This is a genomic window from Sphingobium sp. UBA5915 (assembly GCF_002431195.1).
In the GTDB taxonomy this organism is placed as follows: Bacteria; Pseudomonadota; Alphaproteobacteria; order Sphingomonadales; family Sphingomonadaceae; genus Sphingobium; species Sphingobium soli.
Genome location: NZ_DJDV01000034.1, coordinates 38,240 through 64,458, shown reverse-complemented (window position 1 = coordinate 64,458; position 26,219 = coordinate 38,240). Strand labels below are relative to the sequence as shown.

Below are 26,219 nucleotides of genomic sequence, written 5' to 3'. Positions count from 1 at the left end.
CCGGTCTATTGCACCAAGATCGCTTCCAAGCTGGTGCGCACCTATACCGACCGCCATGGCCTGAAGGAATTGGTGCGCGAATTGCTGGGGCAGGACATCAGCAAGCAGCAGCAGTCGAGCGACTGGGGCGGCCCGGTCCTGTCCGACGCGCAAAAGGATTATGCCGCATCCGATGTGCGGTTCCTCCACCAGCTCAAGGCCGAACTGGACAAGCGGCTGGAGCGGGAAGGGCGGATGGAACTGGCCCAGGCCTGTTTCGATTTCCTGCCGCACCGGGCCGAACTGGACCTGGCGGGCTGGCCGGAAACCGACATTTTCGCGCATATGTAAGGGGGACGGGGACGCACCGCCATGTCCGTTCAGGCCGAACAGCAACGTAATGTACGCCGCCACTGGGCGCGGCCGGGGGGCAGCCATGACCGACTGGTCAAGCTGCTCAAAAACTGGCTGCCCGTGTCGGTCGGCATACTCGCCGCGCTGCTCGCCACCGCGCCTTTCACCAGCGGCGACAAGGTCAGCTTTGTGCTCGACAAGAACAAGGTGGAAGTGGCCAAGGAACGCATGCGCGTCACCGAAGCGCTCTATCGCGGCGAAGACAGCAAGGGTCAGCCCTTTTCACTGCGCGCCGGATCGGCGGTGCAGAAAAGCTCGCGCGAACCGATCGTGGACCTGAACGACATGTCCGCGCGCATCCTGTTGTCGGATGGTCCCGCCGTGCTGACCGCGCAAAAGGGCCGCTACGACATGGAAAGCGAACGCGTCGCGATCGAAGGGCCGGTGCAGTTCCAGGCGGCGGGCGGCTATCGCCTCACCACCCGCGACGTGGGGGTCGATCTCACGACGCGGCGAATGCGCAGCGCCGGCCGCGTCGACGGGCGCATTCCCATCGGCACGTTCAGCGCCGATCATCTCGAAGCCGACATGGGCGCGCGCACCGTGACATTGGACGGCCGCGCCCGCTTGCGTATCGAACAAAATGGCCTCAAAGGGCAGAAGTGATGAAACGCACCCTCATCCTGCTTTCGACAGGCTTTCTGGCCACCACTGGCGTGATGATCGTCGGCTCTGGCGGCCCCCTGTTCGCGCAGGCGCTCCGCAATCATGACAGCAACGCCCCGGTCAATTTCACCGCCGACCGGATTGAGGTGCAGGACCGCGCCGACCGCGTCGTCGTGTCGGGCAATGTCGTCGTGACGCAGGCGGGCATGACGCTCAACGCCGCGCGCATGACCGTCGCCTATCGCAACCAGCCGGGCGGCGGCGCCAATGGCGTCGAAATCGACCGCATCGACGCATCGGGCAATGTCGTCGTGACCAAGGGCGATCAGACCGCGCGCGGCAATGTCGCCATTTACGACCTCAATGCCAAGTTGATCACGATGCTGGGCAATGTTGCGCTGACGCAGGGGGCGAATCGGCTCACCGGAGGACGGCTGGTGATGGATTTGAACAGCGGGCGATCGACCGTCGATGGGCGCTCCAGCGGCGGCGGCGCGGGCACCTCTACCAGCCCCAGCGGCCGTGTCTCGGGCACCTTCTCGGTGCCGCAGCGCAGCAACTGACCGCGCCCTGCAAAGGCGACAGGTGCGACGTGGTTTTCATGAAATGGCAGGATTCGCAATAATACACCTTATTGCGAACGAATAAGCATTTAATTTACAACGATAATGTTTGATCCTGGCGGCGCGGAAATGCAAAACGCCTGACAGCCGTCGCTTTTGCTGTCGCGCTATAGGCATGAAAAAGGGCGCAGCCTCGCCAGCGACGCCCTTTCGCGATCGGACGGGAAATCACGCCGCCGCGCGACGTTCCTTCAGTTCCTCGTTCAACATTTCCGCCAGCAGGAAGGCCAGCTCCAGGCTCTGCGCCGCGTTGAGGCGCGGGTCGCAATGGGTGTGGTAGCGGTCGGCCAGACCTTCGTCGGTGATGGCGATCGCGCCGCCGGTGCATTCGGTGACATTCTGCCCGGTCATTTCGGCATGGATGCCGCCGCCAAAGCTGCCCTCGGCGCGATGCACGGCGAAGAAACCCCGCACCTCGGCCAGGATGCGATCGAACGGCCGCGTCTTGTAGCCGTTCGGCGCCTTGATGACATTGCCGTGCATCGGGTCGCAGGACCACACCACCGGATGCCCCTCCCGCAGCACCGCGCGCACCAGCTTGGGCAGGCCCGCCTCGATCTTGTCATGGCCATAGCGGGTGATGAGCGTGATCCGCCCCGCCTCGCGCGACGGGTTCAGCACATCGAGCAGCCGCAGCAGCGCATCCGGCTCCAGGCTCGGCCCACACTTCATGCCGATCGGATTGCCGATCCCGCGCAGATATTCGACATGCGCCGATCCTTCGAACCGGGTGCGGTCGCCGATCCACAGCATATGCGCCGACGTGTCATACCATTCGCCGGTGATCGAATCCTGCCGGGTCAGCGCCTGTTCGAACGGCAGCAGCAACGCTTCGTGGCTGGTGTAGAAGCTGGTTCCGCCCAGCTGCGGCACGCTCTCCGCGTCCAGCCCGCAGGCGCGCATGAAGTCGAGCGCCTGGCCGATCTGGTCGGCCATTGCCTCGAACTTCGCGGCCCAGGGGCTGCGGCCCATGAAGTCGAGCATCCAGCCATGCACCCGGTCGAGGCTGGCATAGCCGCCCGTCGAAAAGGCGCGCAGCAGGTTCAATGTCGCGGCCGACTGATTATAGGCGCGCACCATCCGCGCCGGGTCCGGCTCCCGCGACTCGGCTGTAAAGGCGATGTCATTGACATTGTCGCCGCGATAGCTGGGCAATTCCACCCCGCCGATCGTCTCGGTATCGGCCGATCGCGGCTTGGCGAACTGGCCTGCCATGCGGCCGACCTTCACCACCGGCAGCTTGGACGCGAAGGTCAGCACCACCGCCATCTGGAGCAGCACGCGGAACGTGTCGCGGATATTGTTGGGGTGGAATTCGGCAAAGCTCTCGGCGCAATCGCCGCCCTGCAACAGAAACGCCTCGCCAGTCGTCACCTTGGCAAGATCGGCCTTCAGGTTGCGCGCCTCGCCCGCAAAGACGAGCGGCGGAAACTGGCCAAGCTGAGCCTCGACCGCAGCGAGCGCCGCCTGGTCCCGATAGACGGGCATCTGAATGCCCTTTTGGCTCCGCCAGCTTTCCGGCGTCCACTTCGCCGCCACGTCTCTTCTCCTTCGCATGCATCAAAATAGGCGCCGCACCTACGCCGCCACGCGGGTCAAGGCAAGTTTATAGCGGTAGCGCCCGTCCGTTGCGCAATGATTTGTCTCGATCAGGCTGATCGACCGGGCCATCAGTCCAGTCGCCAGTCCCGCGTCAGTCCTTGCGTCGGGCGGTGAAGTCGAACGTCACCGCCACCTGCGGGGCCAGGCTGCCGCCGCTCTCCCCGTTGCCCACATCATAGGCCGCGCGCGCGATGCTGGCGATGCCGCGCACCCGCCGCGTCGCGCCGTCGCCCGACAGGCTGAACCGGATGGACTGGGGCTTGGAGATCCCTTTTAGCGTCAACATGCCATCGGCGCTGTAGCGGCCGGGGCTGGTTTCCTGTGCGCCCTTGGCGGTGAAGGTCGCGGTCGGATGAGCGGCGGTCGCGAAAAACTCGTCGCCGGGCAGCATCCCGTCCTTATAGGCGTCGCCGACGCTCGCCGACGTCATGTCGATCGTCACGGCGATGTCTGCGGTTTCGGGCCGGGCGGGGTCCATGACGATGTTCGCGGTCCATTTGGAAAATGTGCCGCTGATCGTCTCACCGTCATTGCCCACCGAAAATCGGATGGCGCCGCCCGGCTGCACGGCCCACGTCGCTGGCTCTGCGGTCGTGTCCTCGGCCGCGTCGCTGGCGTTGGCGACCGCATTGTCCGCCTCCGTCGCGGCAGTGGCATTCTGCGCTTCGGCGACATTGGCGGCGACGTTGCCCATATCCACGTCCTGCGCAACCGGCGCCGGGGCGGTCGGCGCGCCGGTCGGCACGATCGCGCGGCCGGCCAGGAAGCCGATCAGGATCAGCGCGGGCAATGCCACCAGCCACAGCTGCGAGCGGCCCGGCACCATCCGCCAGAGCAACCCGTCGCGCAGCAGCAGATGATGGCGCAGCGCGCCCGCGACATGCAGCAGGAACAAGGCAATGCCGATCCAGGCGATCACGCCATGGCTGCCCTCGGCCAGTTCGTGCGCGCCAGCGGGCACCGGCAGATGGGGCAGGGGGATGACGCCAAAGATCAGTGTCGGCACCTTGACCTTCGCAGTGGAAACCAGCGCCCAGCCCGTCAGCGGCGCGGCCAGCATGAAGGCATAGAGTCCGAAATGCACGGCAGAGGCCAGGCTGCCCTGCCAACCGCCTTCCTTTGCTGGCGGACGCGGCTTCCAGTAACGGACGGCGATCCGCAACAGCGTCAGCGCCAATATGGTGATGCCGACCGACTTGTGCAGCTGGAACAGGTTGAAGCCGCGCGCGCCCAGATCTTCCAGCGCCCATCCCACGGCAATCTGGAACGCCAGCAGGGCGGCGATCGCCCAGTGCAGGATGATGGCGGCTATGCTGTAGCGCTGCGGCATGGATGCTCCCCGTTATGGCGTGCCGCCAAATTAGGTCGGACGCGCATGCAAGTCCATCATCTTGCAACCAATCACGCAGGTCACGCCCGCGACCGGCCCGTGCAACGCCGGAGGGAGGTCGTGCTAATCCTCGATATCCAGCGCTTCCACTTGCGCCGTCGGCAAGTCGGCGCCCATGATTGTCGCCAGCGTGGGCGCAATGGCGCGCATGTCGATCCGCCCCAGATCCTTGCCGGCCGGGATGCCCTCGCCCAGCAGCAGCAGAGTCGCGTCCAAGGCGGCGGGGCTGGGAAAATAGCCGTGCATCCCTTTGACCGGGCTTGGGCCGGTTACGGGAGCTGCCGCACCCCGGAAGATGTCGGTCACAAAGCCCGGCTTCAGATTCACGGCAAAACTCGCTTGCGGATTGCCGCCCATCGAAACGAGCCTGTCGTGGTCGACGATCTGATCGATACCGTTGGCGGGATTGGCGGCCAGCCGGTCGAGCAGCGTCTTGACCCGCGCCTTGAGTCCCGCATCATCGGGTCGTGCGAGCATGATCGCCGCCGATCCGCCCGCGATCCAGGGCATCGCCAGCCAGGACGCGACCTTGCCGTCGGACCCCAGCGTGATGAGGCCGGCGTCGATGAAGGGGCGGTAGAGGTTGAGTGCGCTATGCGTCGCTTCGAACCCATGGTCGCTGACCAGCGCGATCACCGCGTCGGGATGCGCCTGTCGTTCGGCGGCCACCAGATCGCCGACCAGCGCGTCGATCTTTTCCAGCACGGCCTTCGCCGCTGGCGATCCCGGTGCGCTGGCATGTTCCTCATGGTCCAGTGCGGCAAAGTAGACGGTCAGGAAATCGGGTTTGTGCGCGTCGATCAGGGCGCGGGCGAACTGCGTGCGATTCTGGTCCGCAGCCAGGCTTTCGTCGATCCCCATGGCATAAGGTTCGCCGACCCGCGCTTCCAGTTGCGCTTTCAGACCCGGTGTCGCGAGCGCATCGAGCAGTCGCGCGTCATCCTGATGTCCGGTGCGCCATATTTGCGGCAGGTTCCACATCACGCCCCTGGCCGCCACGCTGACGGGCCAATGGACATTGCCGGTGGACAGCCCTGCCTTGGTCGCCGCTTCCCACAGCATTGGCGTCTTCACATCCTGCGCGTACCAGTACCAGCCACCCTGGTTCATCCCCATGGGGTCAAAGCTGTTATTGGCGACGATGCCATGTTTGGCCGGCGACACGCCGGTCATCAGCGTCGTGTGGCTGGGGTAGGTCAGAGTGGGCAGCACGCCGGTCACGCCGGTCGCATGCACGCCTTCCTTCACGAAGCGGCGCAGATTGGGAATGGAAAGCCCGCGCTTGTCCGCCTCCAGCACATCGCCGGGGCGCAACCCGTCGATGGAGATGAGGAGGACGGGTTCTGCCCGGGCCGCGAGCGGTACAACCGTGGTCAGGGCCGAAACGACAAGCGCGAGTCTTTTCATGCGTCTTTCTCCGCTATCCTGCTCAGAAGCCGGTCTTGAGCGTGGCGAAGAACTGCTGGGGCGCGCCCACCAGCAGGGTCTGTGCATCGCCGCTGTTGACGAAGCCGCCCGAGCCGATCGTTCCGACATATTTCTTGTCAAACAGATTGGTGGCATTCAGCTGCACTTCGATCCGGTCGGTCAGGCGATAGCCGACCGATGCGTCCACGATGACCCGGCCGGGCACCGAGGCATCATTGGTGTAGCTGTAATAGCGGCGCGACATATAGTTGACGCCGACCCGTCCGAACGCCCGGCCATCATCATAATTGAATTCGCCGCGCGCCATATGCTTGGGGCTGTCGACGACGGTCTTGCCCCTGATCGCCGCGACCAGCGTGCCGTCCGAACTGTTCAGCACATCGTCCCGGTACGTGGCGTCGGTGTAGCTGTAGGACGCGTAGACGCCAAAGCCGGACCCCAGTTTCAGGTCGCCCGCCGCTTCGAAGCCCAGCGCGCGCACGCCGCCGACATTCTGCAACGCGGAAGCAAGACCCTGGATCGGGCTGCCCACCGTCACCGCCAGCAGGCGGTTGCGGAAGTTGACGAGATAGGCGCCCAGCACGCCGTTGAACATCGGCGTGTTGTAGCGCAGCCCCAGTTCGTAGGTATCCGACTGCTCGGGCTTGAGATCATCCCTGATCGCATCGAAGCCGACCTGGTTCGTCGAAAAGGGGCCGGTCGTGGTGGCGGAGGAGAAGGCGCGCGTCACCTGGGTGAAGCCGCCAAAGATTTCCGCCTCCGGGCTGAGTTCTACGGCAAAGCCGGCATGCGGCTGAAACCAGTCTTCGACCTTGATCCTGCCTTCGGGGAAGCTCGCCTGGACGATGGCATCGGCCTTGTTGGTGACCTTGAACCCCTTCCATCCCAGGTTGATCGTCACCATGCCTAGGTCGATCTTGTCCTGGACATGATATTGGAAGGTGTTCGTCGTGAAATCGAACTCCCACTGGGTGAAGAAGGGGTTTTTGGGATAGTCGCGGAAGCTCAGGCCCGGCTCCGTCCGGCTGGCGAAGGCGTAAAAGCGGCGCGCCTGATGGAATTCGTTATTCTCATACCATGCCCCTGCGCTCAGCGTCTGAATGCCCAGCGTATAGTCGACGCTGCCGAACACGCCGATCCGGTCCATGTCATATTCGGTCGTGCGAACCGACATGGGCACGCCGTTGGGGCTGGGCGTATAGGGCGTCCCCCACAGGCCCATGCCGCTATTATTGTGATAATAGCCCTTGATGCGGAACGTCGCGGCCTCGCCGATCGGGGTCGTCAGGCCAACCGCGCCCAGCCAGTCCTTGCGCAGGCCCGCCGCGTCATAATAGGCGTCGTCGGCGCTGGTGACGTTGCCGGGATAGACCTGTCCGCCCGCGACCGGTGCGCCGCTATAATCGTACAGGCCGTCGGGGAATGGCGATCCGCCGCTGTTGCTGATCCGATCGACGTCGTTGAGGCGGTCGGCATAATCGATCGCGCGCGCATAGTCGGGGAACGTGTTGTCCCAGTCCCATCCCAGGCGGCGGATCATGTTCATCGACATGTCCTGATAGTCTTGCTCGCGCCGGTCCGAATAGCTCAGCCACCCATCGATGGTCGCGTTGCCGGCCGGGATCACGACCTTCGCATTGCCCATATGCTGGTCCTGCGTCCCCTGGCCCTTCCACTTGTCGGTCGCGCCATAACCATAGGAGACATAGCCGCGGATGCCATCGCGCGTGCCCAGCGCCAACCGGGCGAAGGCGCGCCAGGTTTCGTCGCTGCCATAGGTCAGGTTGCCCTGGCCAGCGAGCGATCCGCCGCTCAGATATTCGGCAGGGTCGGCGGAAAATGTCTCGACCGTACCACCAAGATTGCCGGTCGATTGGGTGCCAAGCGAACCCGCCCCCTGACTGACGCGCACGCTGCCGATATTCTCGCTGCTGATCGCACGGGTGATGTGCAGGCCGTTATGGTTGCCATAGCTCATGTCGCCCAACGGAATGCCGTCGAAGGTGAAGCCCAGCTGATTCTGGTTGAAGCTGCGGATGGTGACGCGCTGCGACCATTCATAATTGCCGAACGGGTCGGCGGACTGGAAATTGACGCTTGGCAGCTTCTCGATTGCCTTGAGCGGATTGGTGCCCGGCGTCAGCGTGACGATGTCCTTGTCCGTGATTTCCTGCACCTGGCGCGTTTCGCCACGGCCAAAGACGATGATTTCCCCGCCGTCCGTCGGCGTGGCTGCTGCGGGCAGGGCGTCCTGCGCGAAAGCCGGCGTCGCCGCCAGGAAAGTCGATGCAAGCAAGAAAGTGTGAAGTGGCCGCATGGTGATAGTCCCCCTGGACACCGGTCTGGTCGCCGGGTCGCGAGGGGCCTGTATCGTCGGCATGTTGCAAGGTGGTGAGGGATCGTTGACGGATTGGCGTCATGGTCGTGACAGGTGCGTCATGAATGGTGTGTTGCAGGCCTGTGTCAGAAAAGCCGCACCTTCGTCATTTTGCATGATGTTATTGCATCGATGGCCGTGACGGCTATGGCAATGACCATATATTTCCAAGGGAAAGCAGAACATGCCCAAACCTGAAAGCTGGCGGTTCAGTCCCGATGCCTATCGTTTCATCACGAGCATCGATACTCGTTTCCAAGATCTCGACACGATGGGTCACATCAACAATGTGGCCATTTCTGGTATTTTCGAAACGGCGCGCATCCGCTTTCACCATCATCTGGGCCGTCACCCGCAGGAACAGGGGGTGCGCTGGCTGGTGGCCAATGTGAACCTCAATTTTCTGGAGGAATCGCATTTTCCCTATCCGTTCGAAGTCCATTGCGCCATCGGCCATATCGGCCGCACCAGCTGGACGATCAGTTCGGCGGGGTTCCAGAAGGGCGTGTGCGTCGCGACCTGCGATACGACGGTGGTGACTCATGGCGCCGAAGGGCGTCGTATCATCGACGATACGCTGCGCGAAGCGATGGAGCGGAATTTCCTGCGCACCTCCGCCTGATGGCGCCTTAGCTAAAACCCGCCAGATGGCGGCTCCATTGCAAAGCGATGACCCCGCCCTTGACCGGCTGGATCAGGGCGATGGCCAGCATCGCGGCAAGGCTGGGCCAGATCAGCGATTGCCACGCCAGCGGGATCGCCAGCATCCTGTTCGTCTCGATCATCAATGGCACCAGGATATGGCCCAGCAGCAGGATCACGATATAGGCGGGGAAATCGTCCGCCTGATGCGCGTCCAGCTGGAGGCCGCACCCCTCGCAGCAGGGCCTGACCTTCAAAAACCGAGCAAACATGCCCTGCGCGCCGCACGCGGGACAGCGGCCACGCAGGCCACGCGCGATGGCGGGCCAGGCGGCGCGTTCGGGCGGTTGCGGGACAATCGGATCGGTCATGCCCTCATCGCTAGGACGACATCCGGACCGGCGCAATATGATGGGCGCGCGGACATCGCTTCCGTCGGGCGCAAAGCCTGCTAGGAAGCGTCATGCGCCTGCCGGGTCCGACCGAAATATTTTGTCTGTTCGACGACGCGCGTGTGCGCGGACCCGCGCCCGCCCGTCTCTATCGTGATCCCGTGGCCACCATCGCGGCGTACCGCATGGATGAAGTGCAACCAGCGCTCGATCGCGTCGCACAGGCGAGTGATGGGGGCCTGCACGCCGCCGGCTTCATCAGCTATGAAGCGGGCCTGGCGTTGGAAGACAGGTTGGCGCCGATCGCCGCGCGAAGCGAGGGGGGCGGCGCGCCTTTGCTGTGGTTCGGCCTGTTCGAAGGGATGCGCCGCATCCCCTCGACCGCCGTGCCCGGTCTGCTGCCGGACAGGGCGCAGGCAAAGATCGGAACCGTGCGGCCGCTGATCGCCGAGGCGGATTATCGCCGCGCCTTCGAAGCGGTGCAGGGCTATATCCATGCCGGCGACATCTATCAGGTCAATCTGACCTTTCCTTGCGATGTGCCGTTCGAAGGCGACCCGCTGGCGCTCTATGCCGCGGTCCGCCCGCGCGCCGCCGCCGGCTATGGTGGCGTCGTCCACACCGGCAGCCATAACATTCTGTCCTTCTCCCCCGAACTCTTCTTCAGCCAGGTGCGCGGCCAGCTGACCGCGCGGCCGATGAAGGGCACCGCGACGCGCGGCGTCGATCCGGCAAGCGACGCGGCCCAGGCGCGTTGGCTGGAGGAGGATGACAAGCAGCGCGCCGAAAATCTGATGATCGTCGATCTGTTGCGCAACGACCTGTCTCGCGTGTCGCAGGCGGGCAGCGTCATCGTGCCTGACCTGTTCCGGGTGGAAAGCTACCCCACGGTGCATCAACTGGTATCCACCGTCCGCGCCCGCGTGCTGCCGGGCCTGTCGCCCGTCGATGTGTTGCGGGTGCTGTTTCCCTGCGGGTCGATCACCGGCGCGCCCAAAATGCGGGCGATGGAGATCATCGACGCGGTCGAACCGCATCCGCGCGGCGTCTACACCGGCGCGATGGGCTGGATCGATCCGGACGGCGACGCGGCGTTCAATGTCGCCATCCGCACATTGTGCATCGAAGACGGCAAGGGCGCGGCCCGGTTGGGGCTGGGGTCTGGTATCGTCGCGGATTCCGATGGTGCATCCGAATGGGCGGAATGTCTTGCCAAGAGCCGATTTCTTTGCGCAGCTTGACTTGAATGAGAGCAGGGGCTTGAAATAACCGCAATGTCTTTGATCGACGGACAGTATGACCTGCTCGAAACCATGGCCTTCGACCCGCATGAGGGGATAAGGCTGCTGGACCTGCATCTCGCGCGCATGAAGGCAAGCGCCGATGTGCTGGGTTTTGCCTTTGACCGGCACGATGTCCGCAACGAACTTCAGGCCGCGACCTTCCGCCTGCGCGAACGCAGCCGGGTACGGTTGCTGGTGTCCAGGGGCGGAGCGCTGGCGATCGAGGTGCGCGATCATCGCACCTGGCCGCACGCGATCGTGCCGGTTGCGGTCGTGCCCCGACAGGCGTCGGCTAACGACCCGCGCCTGCGGCACAAAACGACGGACCGGGCCGTCTATCGCGACGCATTGCGCCGTGGCGGCACCTATGAAGTGCTGCTGACCGATGAAAAAGGGTATTTGACCGAAGGCTGTTTCTCGACCCTTTTCGTCGAACGCGGCGACAAGCTGGTGACGCCGCCGCTCACGCGCGGCCTGCTACCCGGCGTTTTGCGCCAGAGCCTGATCGACATGGGGGAAGCTGCGGAGGCGGACCTCAAGGTTCATGACCTGGAGCGCGGCTTCTTCATCGGCAATGCCGCGCGCGGCATGGTCGCGGCGACGCTGGCGCGATAAGCGCCCGTCGATAGCCGCGCTTTTAAAGGGCAAAGCCATTGCCGCCCATCTGGCGGTTGCCCCTAAGTGCGTTGCGCACTAAGGACCGCCGCGTCCGCTTAATGTGCGGGCAAGAGGATATTTGAGAAAGAAGATTGCCATGAGCCAGACTTCCGCTGCCCTCGGTCGCATCCAGCCGTCCGCCACGCTCGCCATGAGCGCACGCGTCAACGCGCTCAAAGCCGAAGGCGTGGATGTCATTGGCCTGTCGGCGGGGGAACCGGATTTCGACACGCCCGATTTCGTCAAGGACGCCGGCATTGCAGCGATCCGCAACAACCAGACCCGCTATACTGACGTGGACGGAACCGTCGATGTCAAGGAAGCGGTCGCCTTCAAATTCAAGCGCGACAATGGCCTTGTCTACAAGCGCAGCCAGATCAGCGTCAATTCGGGCGGCAAGCATACCTTGTTCAACGCCTTGATCGCCACGGTGGACAAGGGCGATGAAGTCATCATCCCCGCGCCCTATTGGGTCAGCTATCCCGACATCGTCAATTTCGCGGGCGGCACGCCGGTCATCATCGAAGCGCCGGCTGCCCAAGGGTACAAGATCACTCCGGCGCAGCTAGACGCCGCGATCACCCCGCGCACGAAATGGGTGATGCTCAATTCACCGTCCAACCCCTCGGGCGCGGCCTATTCGGCGGACGAACTCACGGCGCTCGCCGATGTGCTGCTGCGCCATCCCCATGTGATGGTGATGACCGACGATATGTATGAGCATGTCTGGTATGCCGCATCGCCCTTCGCCACCATCGCGCAGGTCTGCCCGGAGTTGTATGACCGCACGCTGACGGTCAATGGCTGTTCCAAGGCCTTTTCCATGACCGGATGGCGCATCGGTTTTGCCGGCGGTCCTGAATGGATCATCAAGGCGATGGGCAAGCTCCAGTCGCAATCGACCAGCAATCCCTGCTCGATCAGCCAGGCCGCCGCCGTTGCCGCGCTCACTGGTCCGCAGGATTTTCTGGAAGACCGCAATGCGGTGTTCAAGAAGCGCCGCGACATGGTCGTCGCCATGCTGAACGATGCACCGGGCCTGGATTGCCCAACCCCCGAGGGCGCTTTCTATGTCTACCCTGACGCAAGCGGCGTGATCGGCAAGACGACGCCCAAGGGTGCGGTGATCGACAGCGATGAAGCACTGATCGGCTATTTCCTGGATGAAGCCAAGGTGGCCGCTGTCCATGGCGCCGCCTTTGGTTTGTCGCCGGCCTTCCGCATCAGCTATGCAACCTCGGACGATGTGCTGCGCAAAGCGTGCACCCGCATTCAGGAAGCCTGCGCGGCGCTGAAATAAGGCCGTCTATTTTCCGCCGCGCGAAAAAAACGGGCGGCGGGAACTTTTTTCGCCCAAACTGGAAACGGTCCTTTTCCCGCTGCGCCGTCTTGTGTTCGGCGCAGCGCGGCTTATATGCCGGTTGCGAACAGAAACTTAAATATCCGGCGGCGTTCGTCGTCCTTATCCTGGCATTGGTCGAAAGCTGCTGCGGTGGCATCGATTGTTCAGTCAGGGGCAAGGCGCATGAAGGTAGCGGGAAAGCCGATGAGATCGGCAGACTATGGTAGAAAGGCGTTTGCCATGAAGGCGTTCCTCAAATCCGACTTGTTCCTGCGCTTCCTGGGCGGGTTTGCGATCGGTGCTGTTGGCATGGTCATGCTGCAACCTGACGAGCCGCCGATGTTCAGCAGCACCGCTGTCGCCGCGACCTCGACCGATGGCTCGGCCCTTTAAGCGCGTCATCCCGTTTCTGGTGGCTGCGCTTGCCGCAGCCGCCCCAGCGCACGCGGAGCGTGTCGTGTCCGCGCCTGCCCCCGCCATGGATGCCGCACCCACGCGCAAGCTGGAAACAGCCGTTTTCGCAGGCGGCTGCTATTGGGGCGTCGAAGGCGTTTTCTCCCACGTCAAAGGCGTCAAGCTGGCGGTTTCCGGTTTCGCCGGTGGGCCACGCGGCATGCGCGTCGATTATGACACGGTCAGCGGCGGCGATACCGGCTATGCTGAAGCCGTGCGCGTAACCTATGATCCCAAGATCGTAAGCTATGGCACGCTGCTGCGCATCTTCTTCTCGGTTATCGCCGACCCCACTTTGCTCAACCGCCAGGGCCCCGACCGTGGGACGCAATATCGCAGTGCGCTCTTTCCCTTGAATGGCGAACAGGACCGGGCGGCGCGCGCCTATCTCGCGCAACTGGGGAAAAGCGGCCTGTGGAATGATCCGATCGTGACGAAGGTGGAGCGGTTCACCGGCTTCCAGGACGCCGACAGCTATCATCAGGACTTCATGCGCAAGAACCCGCGCCATCCCTATATCCTGCGTTGGGACGCGCCCAAGCTGGCGGCGTTCAAAACCATGTTTCCGGCATCATATCGCAACCAGCCTTCCGCCTGAGACGCGCGCGCGAAGCCGGCCCTTGTTCTGGCCGGACCTGCGCCTACCTGTTTGAGGAACGATGCAGGAGGATAGGATGAGCGACATGCGCGGCCGCCGGATTTTGACGACCTTGCAGGAGGACGGTCGACTGATCGTCGAACTGGCGGAGGAAAGCCTGCCACCGCCAACCGGGCATGACGTCGTCGTGCGGGTCGAGGCAGCGCCGATCAACCCATCCGACCTTGGCCTGCTTTTCGGTCCGGCGGACCTGGACAATGCCGAATATGGCGATGGCCGCATCGTAGCGACGATGCCGGACGGCGCGCGCCGGGCGATGGCCGCGCGTGTCGGGCAGGCGATGCCGGTCGGAAACGAAGGTGCAGGAACCGTCGTCGCGGCAGGGGAAGCCGCCGACGCGCAAGCCTTGCTGGGCAAAACGATCGCTTGTGTCGCCGGTGGCATGTTCGCGCAATATCGGACAGTCGATGCCCGGTCCGTCATTGAGTTGCCGGACAATGCCACGGCAGAGCAGGGGGCGTCCGCCTTCGTCAATCCATTGACCGCGCTCGGGTTTGTAGAAACCATGCGTCGCGACGGCCATAGCGCGATCGTCCACACGGCCGCTGCCTCCAACCTGGGCCAGATGCTGCTGCGCATCACCAAGGAAGACGGCGTTCCGCTCGTCAACATCGTGCGCAGCCCTACGCAGGCCGCGATGCTGAAGGATATGGGCGCGGAGCATGTTGTCGACAGCAGCAGCGACGATTTCAAAGCGCATCTCGTCGCGGCGCTCAAGGCCACGGGCGCGACTTTGGCCTTTGATGCGATCGGCGGAGGCACGCTGGTCGGGCAGATCTTGCACGCTATGGAAGAGGTGGCGTCGGAAGGGCAGGAATATAGCCGCTATGGCTCCAACAGCCGCAAGCAGGCCTATATTTATGGCTCGCTCGATACCGGCCCGACCATTCTCAACCGCAGTTTCGGTTTCAGCTGGTCGGTCGGGGGCTGGCTGCTCTTCCCCTTTCTGCAAAGTCTTGATGCAGCCGCACTGGAGCAACTGAGAGCGCGCGTGCGGGATAATCTGACGACGACCTTCGCGAGCCAGTATAAGGCGCGCATTTCACTGGAGGACGCACTCAAGCGCGATGCAGTGTTGACCTATAATGCGCGGCGCACGGGCGAGAAATATCTGTTGCTGCCCAACGGCTGAGCTGAGGCCGGACGGACTATACCATAGCTTGGCGGAAGGCACCCGGTCAGTCGGTGCGCCTCAAATAAAAAGAGGCGGGGGCTGCATCCACACCCCGCCTCTTTTTGCGATTCGCTGGTGCGCGCGCTTATTTCGGCGCGAGAACCATCAGCATCTGACGGCCTTCCATACGCGGATAGGCTTCGACCTTCGCGATTTCCTGGACATTCTCAGCCACGCGTTGCAGCAAATTCATGCCCAACTGCTGGTGGCTGAGTTCGCGGCCGCGGAAGCGCAGCGTGATCTTCACCTTGTCGCCATCGCCGATGAAGTCATGCACCTTCTTCATCTTCGTCTCATAATCATGATCGTCGATGTTGGGGCGCATCTTGATTTCTTTGAGTTCCTGCGTCTTCTGCGTCTTGCGGGCGATATTCGCCTTCTTCTGCGCTTCATACTTGAACTTGCCGATGTCGAGAAACTTGCAGACCGGCGGATCGGCGTTAGGCGAGACTTCGACGAGATCGAGGCCGATCTCATAGGCCTGCTCGATCGCCTCCTGCGTAAACATCACACCGAGATTTTCGCCTTCATCGTCAATCACGCGCACTTTGGGCACGTTGATGAACTCGTTATAACGGGGGCCGGATTTCGGCGGCGGCGCCATCGGGCGGCGCATCATCGGGGGACGTATAGCAATATCTCCTATGGTCGTTACGAAAACGAGCGGCTTTTAGCGACATTTTACCAATGCGGAAAGGGGTGCGCGGTTCCGCCGTGGCGAAATCACGCACCCTTGCAGCATTTCTGCCTCACCGCATATCGGGGGGCGACGCTTCTTTTTCAAGACGGGCGATGACATCGTCCAGCGACAGGAGGTTCTGGCCATCCTTGCCCAACTCGCGCAACGCCACCGTGCCCTCATCCGCCTCGCGTCGCCCGACGACCAGCAGGTTGGGCACCTTGGCCAGGCTATGTTCGCGCACCTTGTAGTTGATCTTTTCGTTGCGCGTATCGAGTTCGGCCCGGATTCCGGCGGCGCGAAGCCTGTCGACGGCCGCCTTGGCATAATCGTCCGCATCAGAGACGATGGTTGCGACCACCGCCTGAACCGGGGCGAGCCAGAGCGGGAATTTGCCCGCATAATGTTCGATCAATATGCCGATGAAACGTTCATAGCTGCCGAAGATCGCACGATGGAGCATGACCGGGCGATGCCGCTCGCCATCCTCACCGATATAGCTGGCGTCGAGCCGTTCGGGCAGCACCCGGTCGGACTGGATCGTGCCGACCTGCCAGGTGCGGCCAATCGCGTCAGTGAGGTGCCACTCCAGTTTGGGCGCGTAGAAAGCGCCTTCGCCCGGTAACTCCTCCCAGCCATAGTCCGGCGTATTGAGCCCGGCGGCAGCGACCGCGTTGCGCAGTTCTTCCTCTGCCTTGTCCCACATCTCCTCGGTGCCGAATCGCTTTTCGGGACGCAGCGCCAGCTTGATCGAATAGGTGAAGCCGAAATCCTTGTAGATACGGTCGGCAAGCGCGCAGAAGGCACGTACTTCCTCGACAATCTGGTCCTCGCGGCAGAAGATGTGCGCGTCGTCCTGCGTGAATTGGCGCACGCGCATCAGGCCGTGCAGCGCGCCATGCGGCTCGTTGCGGTGGCAGCAGCCATTTTCGTAGAAGCGCAAGGGCAGGTCGCGATAGCTTTTGATTCCCTGCCGGAATATCAGGACGTGCGCCGGGCAGTTCATGGGCTTCAAGGCCATCCAGTCGGCATCGTCCGACACCAGCGGCCCTTCGTCCTCGACATTGGGGACTTCGTCGGGGATGACGAACATATTTTCGCGATATTTGCCCCAATGGCCCGACTGTTCCCACTGGCGTGCGTCCATCACCTGCGGCGTCTTGACCTCGCGATAGCCAGCATCGTCGATAGCGCGGCGCATATAGGCTTCGAGGTTCCGCCAGATGACATAGCCCTTGGGATGCCAGAAGACCGAGCCATGCGCTTCCTGCTGAAGGTGAAACAGGTCCATCTCCGCGCCCAGCTTGCGATGGTCGCGCTTCCCCGCTTCCTCAAGCCGCGTCAGATGTTCGGCCAGTTGCTTCTTGTTGAGCCAGCCCGTGCCGTAGATGCGCGACAGCATCGCATTCTTCTGGTCCCCGCGCCAATAGGCGCCCGACACGCGGGTCAGCCTGAAGGCCTGCGGATCCAGTTTGCCCGTCGAGGCAAGGTGCGGCCCACGGCACATATCGTACCAGGAGCCTTCGGAACCGGGGGCGCCAGAATGATAAACGGTCAGTTCCTCACCCTGCGGCAATTCGGCCGCCCACTGCGCCTTGAACGTCTCGCCGGCCGCTTCCCATTGTGCAATCAGCGTGTCACGGTCGATCACCTCGCGTTTGAGCGGCTTGTCTGCGGCAATGATCTTGCGCATCTCGGCCTCGATCGCTGGCAGGTCTTCCTCGGTGAAGGGCCGATCCTTGGGCGCGAAGTCATAATAGAAACCATCCTCGGTCGCCGGACCGAAGGTGATCTGCGTGCCGGGAAACAGCGCCTGTACCGCTTCGGCCAGCACATGGGCAAAATCGTGGCGCGCCAGTTCCAGCGCGTCCGCTTCGTTCTTCGCGGTCACGAGCGCCAGATGGGCGTCCTCTTCCAGCGGCCGGCCGATATCGCGCAATTCGCCATCGACCCGCGCCGCGATCGCCGCTTTGGCGAGACCCGGGCCGATCGCCGCCGCAATGTCCGCCGGGGTAGTGCCGGGCGCGACTTCACGCACGGAACCGTCGGGCAGAGTGATTTTGAGCATGGCGGACACGATATGTCTTTCTGTTGAAGGAGCTGTCAGCGCGGCACACATAGCCGCGCCTTTCCCTTAGATGGGTCGACTTGCCTGTCAATACAGGGGGGATCTCATGATGAGGCCGAGCCGGAATCGAACTCGCAAAAATTCTAAGTTAATTTTCAAATTTATAATGGAAATGAAATGCGCAAAAGGGCCTCAGAAAAGCCCCAGGCCGCCTTTGCTGAACTTGAAAATCACAACGGATTTTCAGTTGTTTATCAAAATGCTCGCCATAATGGAACGGACAATGAACGGGGTGGGGTCGTCGGACCAAATAGGGAGCCGCTCCCCTCCGCCGTCTGGCTTGCTCGCCGTCCGGCTAGTGTACGGCTGTCTATTCGCTGGGCTTCCTATTGCGGCTAAGTCCCATCGTTCATTTTGATGGCGATAGCCTGGCTATCAAGCAGCAGTCTGGGCGCGTTGCTACAATGCTTTACCCAACTGCTCGCATTTTCAGCCATGTTGGCGATCTTCCAAATCCTATCAAAATGATGGCGCCCCCGCATTTGCATCTCACCGCGCCCATGATTGCCGTGCCTCCTTATCAAGATACGACAGAAGAGACCCGAAAAAACATGCTCAGCGGCCGCGACGCACATAGGCTTACCTATTCCACTGGCGCCCGGGTCATCCTTCCTACGAACGCTGCCATTGCGTCCCGCCGCGGTTTCCCCCGGCGGGACATATGGCGTCAAAAGCTGACGCGGGCGGTCACGCGGATGTCGCGTCCCGACAAGGGCGCGAAGTCCTTCAGGAATGAGGCATGGCGGCGGGCAACGACATCGAAGATGTTGTTTGCCGACAGCGCGAAGCTGAGAGGACGTTCTGTACCCCAAGGACGGTAGTTGACCTGCGCATTGACGAGGGTGAAGCCCTTCGTCTCCGTCTCGAAGTCAGAGACACGCTTCTGGTCGTCCGTCCATTCGACCTCGCCGCGCACGTCCACTTTGGGACTGGTGACGCCAAGACCGCCCAGCAAGCGAAGCGGCGGAATGCGCGGGGCGGGGCCTTCGCCGACGATACGCGCGTGGACATAGTCGCCCAGCGCGTCTGCGACGAGCTTCATCTCCCCGAACGTGGCGAGGGTGACTGACCCTTGCGCCTCGAACCCGTAATAGCGCGCCTTGGCCTGACTAAACTGGTAGACGGGCAGGCCATCCTCTTCTTCACCGGTCAGCCCTTCATAGATGAAGTTGGAAAACCAGTTATGATAGGCCGAGGCCTCAAAACTGTAATTCTCGCCCTTCCCACGTAGCACCGCTTCCAGACCCCATGCGCGTTCGGTCTTGAAATCAGGATTGCCAACCTCGAACGCCTGCGTTCCGGCATGTGGGCCGTTGGCGAACAATTCTTCCGCCGACGGCGCGCGTTCGGAACGGGAGAGATTGACGCCCAGACGCCAGTCGGAATTGAAGCCATAGGACGCGCCGCCCGAGAAGGAGAAGGTGTCGAAGGTTCGCTTGCCTGCGAAGAACTGATCCTGGTCTTCAAGTGGCAATGCCTGCAATTCGCTATGCTCGTAGCGCCCGCCTGCCTCCAGCTTGACCGCGCCATAGTCGAGCGTCTGAAGCGTGAACGCGCCGAACTGCTGCGTATCATTTTTGGGCAGGAAGGCTTCCTCGCCGACGACGTTGAAGTTCCGCGAGTAATATTGGACGCCGCTTGCGCCCTGCCATGGGCCATGATCGGCCTGCACCAGTTCGATGCGGCCCTCCATACCCTTGTTGTAGAAGGCGGTGCCGACTTCTCCGCTCTCTTCCAGTTCGAAATGCCGATAATCGGCGTAGCTGGCGCGCGCACGGATCGCTTTTAGCAAGCCGCCGCCCGTTTCGACCTCAGCCCGCAAATCCAGCCGATCCTGCGCCAGATCGAGGCGTGGCGCCTCCTGTTCCTGGCCTGGCAGCGTCGCGTAGCGCACAGGCACGCCATAGAGGCTGTCATAATGGCTGTAGGATACGCCCAGATTGCCGGTCTCGGTAATGAGAGCTGCACCGACGCCGGCGGTCCACGTCTTGGCTTGGCTATTGGGCAGCTTTCCCCGGATCGCAGCATTACCGGCAAAGTCGATGGCTTGCTCGCCTTCTTCCGGCTCTTCGGCGGGAAGCTGGCTGGATGCCAGCGCCTGCGCGCGCGCGCTTGGCGACAAGGCGTAGCCGCCGATGCGCATATTATCCGATTTCAGATAGCTGCCATCGGCGTGGACGACGAACTTGTCACCCAGCGGCACATCGACCGAACCGGCACCGCTGCGCTCGTCGGCTGCGCTGCCATAGGTGGCGATCGCGTCGATATGGACGGGCTCGTCGGGCACGCTGCGGGGGATACGCTTGTCGATGACATTGACAACGCCACCGATCGCGGACGCACCGAATAGCAGCGACTGGGGACCCCGCAGCACTTCAATGCGTTCGGCGAGCAATGGATTGACCACAGGCGCATGATCAACGCTGGTGTTGGACACGTCAATGGAGCCAATGCCATCGACCAGCACGCGTACGCGTTCCCCCTGAAGTCCGCGCAAGACCGGGCGGGACGCGCTGGGGCCGAAGGAGGTTGCGGACACGCCAGGCGTATGCTGGAGCGTTTCGCCGATCGATGGGCGTATCGCCTGTGTGAGGTCGCTCCCCTGAAGCACCGACGCGCCCGAAAGGATATCGGACCGGTCACGTTGGAACGGCGCGGTGACGATGATGTTGGCGGGGGTCTGTTCGTGCAGCGCGGCTTTCTCAGCCCTCTCATCTTCCGCCAGAGCGGGATTGCTGAGCGTGAAGATCGCGATGGCTGAACAGGTCGATAGAAGCAAACTGATGCGCATGGGGTACCCTTTTTTGATCCGAACCTCGGATCCTCTCCTGACTGCGCTCGAGGCGCTTTCCCCTGTTGCGGGCCTCTTATGCTCCTTTATTGCGCGTTACAACATATCATAACCATATCGTGTCAAAATATTGCTGAGTGTGTGATGGTTGCATCACTCCTCATCCTGCTAGGCGACGTGCTTCCGCCCATTGTAAATGATGCCTCCTGGCGTGCCGCATCTGTTGATCGCGGCCTACGCCGATAAGGTCGAGGGTCGCCATCCTTTCGTTTCCGGTCAGACACGCGGCGTGGCACCTTTCTTCTATCGGCGCTGTTGATCTCGGGAAATTGCGGAGAAATCAGCCGCCAACTCGTAATGACCCGCGATAAGTTGGCAGGGTAGCATCGGTCCTTCTACTATCTTGGCTGCCACCAGAAACATTCTGTAACTATATGGAAATGAACCGTTATCTTGGGCGATAGCTCATAGTTCAGGGTTGTGATGTGATATATTATTACGTATCACGCCGCATCTTCAGAACATCGACAGGGGACATTCCGTGAGAAATCACCTTCACCATTTGTGCGCCGTATCGATCATTGCGATCACCCCCGGCATCGCCCTTGCTCAGGCAGGCGGGCATGGCCAGGGGGATATCGTTGTTACGGCTGCTCCTTTGGGGCAAAAGGCTGATGAGACCACCACGCCGGTTGTGACACTCACGGGGGAAGAACTGATTCACCGGCGCGCCGCAACGCTTGGCGAGACGCTGGCAGGTCAGCCGGGGATCAATTTCGAAAATTTCGGCGGCGGCGCTAGCCGTCCAATCATTCGCGGCCAATCTTCGCCCCGCGTGCAGGTGCTGAGCGACAGCGCCAATGTACAGGACGCCTCGGCCATCTCGCCGGACCACAATGTCACGGGCGAGCCGCTATTGCTGCGCGGGATCGAGGTGCTGCGCGGTCCGGCGACCCTGCTCTATGGCAGCGGCGCAATCGGCGGCGCGGTCAACCTGCTCGACGAGAAGGTTCCGACCTATGTTCCGGAGGGCGGCATCACCGGTGCAGCCGAAGGGCGGCTGGGCACCGGTGATGATGAGCGCAGCCTGGTAGGCGGTGCAACAGTCGGCGTCGGGCCGCTGGCGCTGCGCGTTGAAGGCGTCCACCGCCGCTCCGACGACTATCGGGTGCCTCGTGCCTTTGGGGAGGACAGAGTGCATGGCTCCTACAATGACACATCGACCTTCAGTGTCGGGGGAAGCTGGATCGGCCCGGACGGCTATCTGGGCGTTGCCTATCCCCGCCAGCGCAATGAATATGGCGTGCCGGGCCACAATCATGATTATGAAAGCTGCCATCCCCATGGGATCGGCCTGCATTGCGGCAGTCATGGAGAAGAGGAGGAACATGATCACGACCATGATCATGAACACGACCATGAGGAGGAAGTGCCGTTCGTAAAGCTGCGCAGCAATCGCTTCGACATTCGTAGCGATTATAACAATCCGGTGCCCGCGCTGGAGAAGGTACGCTTCCGCCTGTCCTTCACCGACTATGCGCATGACGAGATCGAGGATGGGGAAGCGGAAAACACCTTCCTCAACAAGGCCCACGACCTGCGTGTGGAACTGACCCATGCGCCGCTGGGGGGCTTGCGCGGTACGTTCGGCATCCAACAGAGCGGCAGCCGGTTCCAGGCGATCAGCGGCGGTGTGACGCACACGCTGAATACGGACTCCAGCAATACCGCGATTTTCCTGCTGGAGACTTATTCGCTTGGCAATGTCCGGCTGGAGGCGGCCGCCCGACAGGAATGGCAGACGGTGAAGTCGCTGATCACGCGCTATCCCTCGATCAAGCACAAGCCCTTTTCGGCGTCAGCCGCCGCGATCTGGAGCATGGGCAGCGACTACTCGCTGGCCCTGTCGCTGGCGCATACCGAACGCGCGCCTTCGGTGCAGGAACTTTATGCCTATGGCCTGCACCTTGCGACCAACACCTATGAGATCGGGATCGTCAGCGGCAACAGCCGCCTTGCCGAAAAAGTATCGCAAGGCGTTGAAAAGGCGAATTCGGTCAACCTGACGCTGCGCAAGACGGCAGGGCCGACAACCTTCACCATCGGCGCCTATCATCAGGACTTCGACAATTATATCTACGCCCAGACGCTCGACCAGTTCGAAGATTTCCGTCTGATCCGCTATGCCGGGGCAGAGGCGACCTTCACCGGCATCGATGGGGAAGTGCGTCATGCCTTCAACGATCAGTTCGCCCTGTCGGTGTTCGGCGACTATGTTCGCGCCAAGCTGAAAAATGGTGGCGGTGACCTGCCGCGTATTCCGGCCGGGCGCCTTGGCGCACGCGGCGATGCGCATGTCGGGCCGTTCACGGCGGATGCGGAATATTATCATGTGTTCGAACAGGACCGGATCGCAGCCTTTGAAACGCGCACGCCGGGCTATGACATGGTCAATGCGACGCTCGCCTATCGCCTCGAACTGGGGGACAAGCGCAGCGCGGAACTGTTCGTGCGCGGCACCAACCTGACCAACGAACTGGCGTATAACCATAGCTCGTTCATCAAGACCTTCTCTCCATTGCGTGGCCGCAACTTCGTGTTCGGCCTGCGGGGGGCATTCTGAGCAAGACGAAAGGAACAGCGCGGCGACCGTCCGCGCTGTTCCGCCATATCGAGATGCTCCAGGGCGATCGGCCCTGGGGCACCTTTCTGGACGCGGGAACGGGCACCAATTCGATCGGCTGGGTGTCAGGGCTTGCGACCGATCGCTGGGTCGCCGTCACCGGCGCGGCGGGCCATGCCGTTCAGGTGCGTGACGCATCGGATCGCGTTCGCCGACCGCAGGACAGGATCATCCTTGGTAACTGGGCCAACCCGACGCTGCTGGCAGGCGAGCGTTTCGATACCATTCTCGCCGACTATCTGATCGGGGCGATCGAGGGATTCGCACCCTATTTTCAGGAACGGATGTTCGCCCGGCTGCGGACATTGGCGCGCGGGCGGCTCTATCTGGTCGGCCTTGAGCCCTATGTCGCTGAACGACCGGAGACACCCGACGGCCGCATCCTGTGTGACATCGGGCGATGGCGCGACGCCGTGTTGCTGCAAGCGGGCGAGCGACCCTACCGCGAATTTCCGATGGAATGGGTGCTGGAACAGATGACGGCGTCGGGTTTTCGCGTCGTCAGCGCGCATCGTTTCCCCATCCGTTACCAAGAGAAGTTTGTGAACAGCCAGATCGACATGTGCGCGTCGCGGCTTTCGAGGCTTGGGGATCGGTCACTGGCGGCGGCATTACATGCGCGGGGCGAAGCCTTGCGACAGGACGCTTTGGCCATCATCGGGCGCGAAGGCGGGCTGCGCCATGGCTTCGACTATGTGATCGCTGCTGAGAAAGGCTGATCGACTCGCCATCAATATTAAAGTCGGGGGGTCCGCATGACGGACGCTTATAGCCATGGGCTGCGCAAGCAGGGTGGCCGGTGCTTCGAAAACGCGCGCCCAGATATGAGCGGTCCGATCAGGCCACATAGGCGTCAGGGCGCTTAGCTGCATGGCTAAAAGCGGCGGCGAGCCAAAGGGATAAAGCATACAAAGGGGTGCACGCGCTGGTTCGTCGGGGAGGCTTTGTTTCGGGGGAAAGACATTCATGACAATTTCTGACTGACGCTGGACATCCTGTGTCCTTCGCCGTATCGAGAAATGATATACCGTCACATAAAGTCAAGGGTAGAATATGGCTTCCACTGACAATCGGCTCCCGGTCACCGTACTGTCCGGCTTTCTGGGCGCGGGCAAGACGACGACGCTCAATCATATTCTCGCCAATCGTGAGGGGCGACGCGTTGCCGTGATCGTCAACGACATGTCGGAGGTCAATATCGACGCCGATCTGGTGCGCGGCGGCGACGCGGCGCTGTCGCGCAGCGAGGAGGCGTTGGTTGAAATGACCAATGGTTGCATCTGCTGCACCTTGCGCGATGACCTGTTGAAGGAAGTGCGCGCGCTTGCCGAGGCGGGACGGTTCGATGCGCTGGTGATCGAGAGCACCGGCATTTCCGAGCCTCTGCCGGTGGCGACGACCTTCTCCTTCCGCGACGAAGACGGCCATTGTCTGGGCGATGTCGCGCGGCTCGACACGATGGTTACGGTGGTCGACGCGCTCAATCTGCTCGCCGACTATTCGAGCCAGGATTTCCTCGCCGACCGTGGCGAAAGCCTGGGCGAGGACGACACGCGCAGCCTGGTCGGCCTGCTGGTCGAACAGATCGAGTTTGCCGACGTGGTCGTCATCAACAAGGCGAGCGCCGTGTCGCCGGAGCAGCTTGCGATCGTCAAGAAGCTCGTCGCCTCGCTCAATGCCGATGCGCGGATCATCACGTGCGATCAGGGCAAGGTGCCGCTCGATGCGATGCTCGACACCGGCCTGTTCGACGAAGACAAGGCCGCGCAACATCCGCTCTGGGCCAAGGAGCTTTACGGCTATGCCAGCCATCAGCCCGAAACCGAGGAATATGGGATCGAGAGCTTCGTCTATCGCGCGCGCCAGCCCTTTGACCCGGCAAAGCTCCATGCTTTCCTGACCGATGGCGGGCTTGACACTGTGGTGCGCGCCAAGGGCCATTTCTGGCTGGCGACGCGGCCGGACTGGGTTGGCGAACTGGCCGTTGCCGGAGCGCAGACGATGACGGCGCGCATGGGCCGCTGGTGGGCCTCCATTCCCAAGAACCATTGGCCCGACGATGATCGCTTCGAGCGCTTCGTTTCGCAGCATTGGGACGGGACCTGGGGAGATCGGCGGCAGGAGCTGGTGTTCATCGGCATCGGCATGGACGAAACGCGCATCCGCGCCCGGCTCGACGCCTGCCTGCTCGCGGTCGCACGCTTCACGCCGGACATGTGGATGGGCCTGCGCGATCCTTTCCCAAGCTGGGAGCCGCAGATGGAGGCAGCGGAATGAGCGTTCTGGCAGCGTGCAGCGATGCGATGGTAGAGGACGACAATGCCAATATCCTGGCACGGATATGGGAGCCGGATGTGCATCTGGCGCTTTGGCGGCGATTGCTGCCCGACAGCCTGATGCCGCTCGCCTCGCTCGATTGGGAACAGATTGACGACATTGATGAGCCGGTGTCGCGCGAGACTGTGGCGGCGGACCTCCCCGCTTATCTTGAGGCAGCGGGCTATGCGGAATTGAGGCAGGCGTTGGCAGACGAGATACTGCCGCTATGCGCGCGTTTCGCCGCCATCATGGATTGCTCTTGGATGAAGTTGCGGCTGGAGGTCGTCGAAACCGATGCATGCCGCAAATTCCATGCCGACAATGTTTCCGCGCGTCTGTTGATGCCTTTGGTGGGGCCGGGCACGCAATGGGTTCATGCCGGCGATGACCACAAGATCGAGGCGCTGCAACCTGGCGAGGTCGGGCTTTTCAAGGGTTGGAAATGGACCGAGGCACCGCGCATCCTCCACCGGTCGCCGCCTGTCGCGGCAACGGGTGAAACCCGCCTGCTCTTCGCGCTGAGTCCGGTCGAGAGAAACGACGTCGCCTGACGGCATTTTTTTCTCGACCTTCCACAATAGACGCACAACTATCCCAAG

The 26,219-nt window shown here is 62.3% G+C and carries 21 protein-coding genes and 1 pseudogene; 14 read left to right on the top strand and 8 right to left on the bottom strand.

Annotation, left to right across the window (positions count from 1 at the left end):
* From B2V90_RS04955 to B2V90_RS04945, 3 genes and pseudogenes are all read left to right on the top strand, one after another.
* A pseudogene (locus B2V90_RS04955) lies at positions 1–330 on the top strand (ribonuclease D); the annotation flags it as partial.
* A gap of 21 nt (positions 331–351) precedes the next feature.
* Positions 352–999, top strand: a complete 648-nt coding sequence (locus tag B2V90_RS04950; RefSeq protein ID WP_228222061.1) for an LPS export ABC transporter periplasmic protein LptC — start codon at positions 352–354, stop codon at positions 997–999.
* Entirely contained in the window at positions 999–1,562 is a 564-nt protein-coding gene (locus tag B2V90_RS04945; protein ID WP_009821006.1) for an LptA/OstA family protein, read from the top strand. The genes B2V90_RS04950 and B2V90_RS04945 overlap by 1 nt, the downstream gene beginning before the upstream one ends.
* A 228-nt stretch (positions 1,563–1,790) precedes the next feature.
* Here the strand turns inward: B2V90_RS04945 and B2V90_RS04940 are convergent, their stop codons facing one another.
* The 4 genes from B2V90_RS04940 to B2V90_RS04925 all read right to left on the bottom strand — a co-directional run bounded on the left by B2V90_RS04940 (position 1,791) and on the right by B2V90_RS04925 (position 8,359).
* Positions 1,791–3,161 carry a class II 3-deoxy-7-phosphoheptulonate synthase gene (locus tag B2V90_RS04940; RefSeq protein ID WP_228222060.1) on the bottom strand — a complete coding sequence of 457 codons (1,371 nt, stop codon included), beginning with the start codon at positions 3,159–3,161 and terminating at the stop codon, positions 1,791–1,793.
* Between the two features lie 154 nt (positions 3,162–3,315).
* Entirely contained in the window at positions 3,316–4,554 is a 1,239-nt protein-coding gene (locus tag B2V90_RS04935; RefSeq protein WP_228222059.1) for a cytochrome b/b6 domain-containing protein, read from the bottom strand.
* Between the two features lie 123 nt (positions 4,555–4,677).
* On the bottom strand, positions 4,678–6,021 hold the full coding sequence (locus B2V90_RS04930) for an ectonucleotide pyrophosphatase/phosphodiesterase (RefSeq protein WP_228222058.1): 1,344 nt from the start codon (positions 6,019–6,021) through the stop codon (positions 4,678–4,680).
* A gap of 22 nt (positions 6,022–6,043) precedes the next feature.
* Complete coding sequence (locus B2V90_RS04925) at positions 6,044–8,359, bottom strand: TonB-dependent receptor (RefSeq protein WP_228222057.1); 2,316 nt, start codon at positions 8,357–8,359, stop codon at positions 6,044–6,046.
* Between the two features lie 244 nt (positions 8,360–8,603).
* Here B2V90_RS04925 and B2V90_RS04920 point away from each other — a divergent pair, with 244 nt between their 5' ends.
* On the top strand, positions 8,604–9,041 hold the full coding sequence (locus tag B2V90_RS04920) for an acyl-CoA thioesterase (RefSeq protein WP_228222056.1): 438 nt from the start codon (positions 8,604–8,606) through the stop codon (positions 9,039–9,041).
* 7 nt (positions 9,042–9,048) lie between these two features.
* Here B2V90_RS04920 and B2V90_RS04915 read toward each other — a convergent pair whose 3' ends face one another.
* Entirely contained in the window at positions 9,049–9,432 is a 384-nt protein-coding gene (locus B2V90_RS04915) for a DUF983 domain-containing protein (protein ID WP_228222055.1), read from the bottom strand.
* 92 nt (positions 9,433–9,524) lie between these two features.
* On the opposite strand from B2V90_RS04915, the gene pabB reads away from it, so the two are divergent.
* From pabB to B2V90_RS04885, 6 genes are all read left to right on the top strand, one after another.
* Complete coding sequence (gene pabB, locus B2V90_RS04910) at positions 9,525–10,694, top strand: aminodeoxychorismate synthase component I (RefSeq protein WP_228222054.1); 1,170 nt, start codon at positions 9,525–9,527, stop codon at positions 10,692–10,694.
* Between the two features lie 33 nt (positions 10,695–10,727).
* Positions 10,728–11,351 carry an aminotransferase class IV gene (locus B2V90_RS04905; RefSeq protein WP_228222053.1) on the top strand — a complete coding sequence of 208 codons (624 nt, stop codon included), beginning with the start codon at positions 10,728–10,730 and terminating at the stop codon, positions 11,349–11,351.
* A gap of 139 nt (positions 11,352–11,490) precedes the next feature.
* Positions 11,491–12,693 (top strand): pyridoxal phosphate-dependent aminotransferase, encoded by a 1,203-nt coding sequence (locus B2V90_RS04900; RefSeq protein WP_228222052.1) that lies wholly within the window; start codon positions 11,491–11,493, stop codon positions 12,691–12,693.
* A gap of 282 nt (positions 12,694–12,975) precedes the next feature.
* Positions 12,976–13,128 (top strand): hypothetical protein, encoded by a 153-nt coding sequence (locus tag B2V90_RS04895; protein ID WP_009821017.1) that lies wholly within the window; start codon positions 12,976–12,978, stop codon positions 13,126–13,128.
* Positions 13,112–13,786: a peptide-methionine (S)-S-oxide reductase MsrA gene (gene msrA, locus B2V90_RS04890; RefSeq protein ID WP_228222051.1), complete on the top strand. Its 675-nt coding sequence runs from the start codon at positions 13,112–13,114 to the stop codon at positions 13,784–13,786. The genes B2V90_RS04895 and msrA overlap by 17 nt, the downstream gene beginning before the upstream one ends.
* A gap of 76 nt (positions 13,787–13,862) precedes the next feature.
* Complete coding sequence (locus tag B2V90_RS04885) at positions 13,863–14,978, top strand: zinc-binding dehydrogenase (RefSeq protein ID WP_228222050.1); 1,116 nt, start codon at positions 13,863–13,865, stop codon at positions 14,976–14,978.
* A 127-nt stretch (positions 14,979–15,105) separates the two neighbouring features.
* On the opposite strand, the gene infC is transcribed toward B2V90_RS04885, so the two are convergent.
* The 3 genes from infC to B2V90_RS04870 form a co-directional block, all read right to left on the bottom strand.
* Positions 15,106–15,639, bottom strand: coding sequence for a translation initiation factor IF-3 (gene infC / locus B2V90_RS04880; protein ID WP_037542090.1), 534 nt, complete (start codon positions 15,637–15,639; stop codon positions 15,106–15,108).
* Positions 15,640–15,769: 130 nt separating this feature from the next.
* Positions 15,770–17,767: a threonine--tRNA ligase gene (thrS, locus tag B2V90_RS04875; protein WP_228222049.1), complete on the bottom strand. Its 1,998-nt coding sequence runs from the start codon at positions 17,765–17,767 to the stop codon at positions 15,770–15,772.
* A gap of 727 nt (positions 17,768–18,494) precedes the next feature.
* The gene (locus B2V90_RS04870; protein ID WP_228222048.1) at positions 18,495–20,618 is read right to left on the bottom strand and encodes a TonB-dependent receptor; all 2,124 of its coding nucleotides are present in this window, start codon (positions 20,616–20,618) and stop codon (positions 18,495–18,497) included.
* A gap of 541 nt (positions 20,619–21,159) precedes the next feature.
* On the opposite strand from B2V90_RS04870, the gene B2V90_RS04865 reads away from it, so the two are divergent.
* The 4 genes from B2V90_RS04865 (at position 21,160) to B2V90_RS04850 (ending at position 26,171) form a co-directional block, all read left to right on the top strand.
* Positions 21,160–23,241: a TonB-dependent receptor domain-containing protein gene (locus B2V90_RS04865; protein WP_293919970.1), complete on the top strand. Its 2,082-nt coding sequence runs from the start codon at positions 21,160–21,162 to the stop codon at positions 23,239–23,241.
* Positions 23,242–23,294: 53 nt separating this feature from the next.
* Positions 23,295–24,020 (top strand): hypothetical protein, encoded by a 726-nt coding sequence (locus B2V90_RS04860; protein WP_009821025.1) that lies wholly within the window; start codon positions 23,295–23,297, stop codon positions 24,018–24,020.
* A 334-nt stretch (positions 24,021–24,354) separates the two neighbouring features.
* Positions 24,355–25,578: a GTP-binding protein gene (locus B2V90_RS04855; RefSeq protein ID WP_228222046.1), complete on the top strand. Its 1,224-nt coding sequence runs from the start codon at positions 24,355–24,357 to the stop codon at positions 25,576–25,578.
* Positions 25,575–26,171: a DUF1826 domain-containing protein gene (locus tag B2V90_RS04850; protein ID WP_228222045.1), complete on the top strand. Its 597-nt coding sequence runs from the start codon at positions 25,575–25,577 to the stop codon at positions 26,169–26,171. The genes B2V90_RS04855 and B2V90_RS04850 overlap by 4 nt, the downstream gene beginning before the upstream one ends.
* Positions 26,172–26,219: the final 48 nt, after the last annotated feature.

Bases quoted from the DNA above. Each gene is read 5' to 3' on its own strand.
- B2V90_RS04860 (WP_009821025.1), top strand. From the start codon at position 23,295: ATGCTCCAGGGCGATCGGCCCTGGGGCACCTTTCTGGACGCGGGAACG.
- thrS (WP_228222049.1), bottom strand. From the start codon at position 17,767: ATGCTCAAAATCACTCTGCCCGACGGTTCCGTGCGTGAAGTCGCGCCC.
- B2V90_RS04925 (WP_228222057.1), bottom strand. From the start codon at position 8,359: ATGCGGCCACTTCACACTTTCTTGCTTGCATCGACTTTCCTGGCGGCG.
- B2V90_RS04885 (WP_228222050.1), top strand. From the start codon at position 13,863: ATGAGCGACATGCGCGGCCGCCGGATTTTGACGACCTTGCAGGAGGAC.
- infC (WP_037542090.1), bottom strand. From the start codon at position 15,639: ATGATGCGCCGCCCGATGGCGCCGCCGCCGAAATCCGGCCCCCGTTAT.
- B2V90_RS04850 (WP_228222045.1), top strand. From the start codon at position 25,575: ATGAGCGTTCTGGCAGCGTGCAGCGATGCGATGGTAGAGGACGACAAT.
- B2V90_RS04920 (WP_228222056.1), top strand. From the start codon at position 8,604: ATGCCCAAACCTGAAAGCTGGCGGTTCAGTCCCGATGCCTATCGTTTC.
- B2V90_RS04900 (WP_228222052.1), top strand. From the start codon at position 11,491: ATGAGCCAGACTTCCGCTGCCCTCGGTCGCATCCAGCCGTCCGCCACG.
- B2V90_RS04950 (WP_228222061.1), top strand. From the start codon at position 352: ATGTCCGTTCAGGCCGAACAGCAACGTAATGTACGCCGCCACTGGGCG.
- pabB (WP_228222054.1), top strand. From the start codon at position 9,525: ATGCGCCTGCCGGGTCCGACCGAAATATTTTGTCTGTTCGACGACGCG.
- B2V90_RS04945 (WP_009821006.1), top strand. From the start codon at position 999: ATGAAACGCACCCTCATCCTGCTTTCGACAGGCTTTCTGGCCACCACT.
- B2V90_RS04855 (WP_228222046.1), top strand. From the start codon at position 24,355: ATGGCTTCCACTGACAATCGGCTCCCGGTCACCGTACTGTCCGGCTTT.
- B2V90_RS04895 (WP_009821017.1), top strand. From the start codon at position 12,976: ATGAAGGCGTTCCTCAAATCCGACTTGTTCCTGCGCTTCCTGGGCGGG.
- B2V90_RS04915 (WP_228222055.1), bottom strand. From the start codon at position 9,432: ATGACCGATCCGATTGTCCCGCAACCGCCCGAACGCGCCGCCTGGCCC.
- B2V90_RS04935 (WP_228222059.1), bottom strand. From the start codon at position 4,554: ATGCCGCAGCGCTACAGCATAGCCGCCATCATCCTGCACTGGGCGATC.
- B2V90_RS04870 (WP_228222048.1), bottom strand. From the start codon at position 20,618: ATGCGCATCAGTTTGCTTCTATCGACCTGTTCAGCCATCGCGATCTTC.
- msrA (WP_228222051.1), top strand. From the start codon at position 13,112: ATGGCTCGGCCCTTTAAGCGCGTCATCCCGTTTCTGGTGGCTGCGCTT.
- B2V90_RS04905 (WP_228222053.1), top strand. From the start codon at position 10,728: ATGTCTTTGATCGACGGACAGTATGACCTGCTCGAAACCATGGCCTTC.
- B2V90_RS04930 (WP_228222058.1), bottom strand. From the start codon at position 6,021: ATGAAAAGACTCGCGCTTGTCGTTTCGGCCCTGACCACGGTTGTACCG.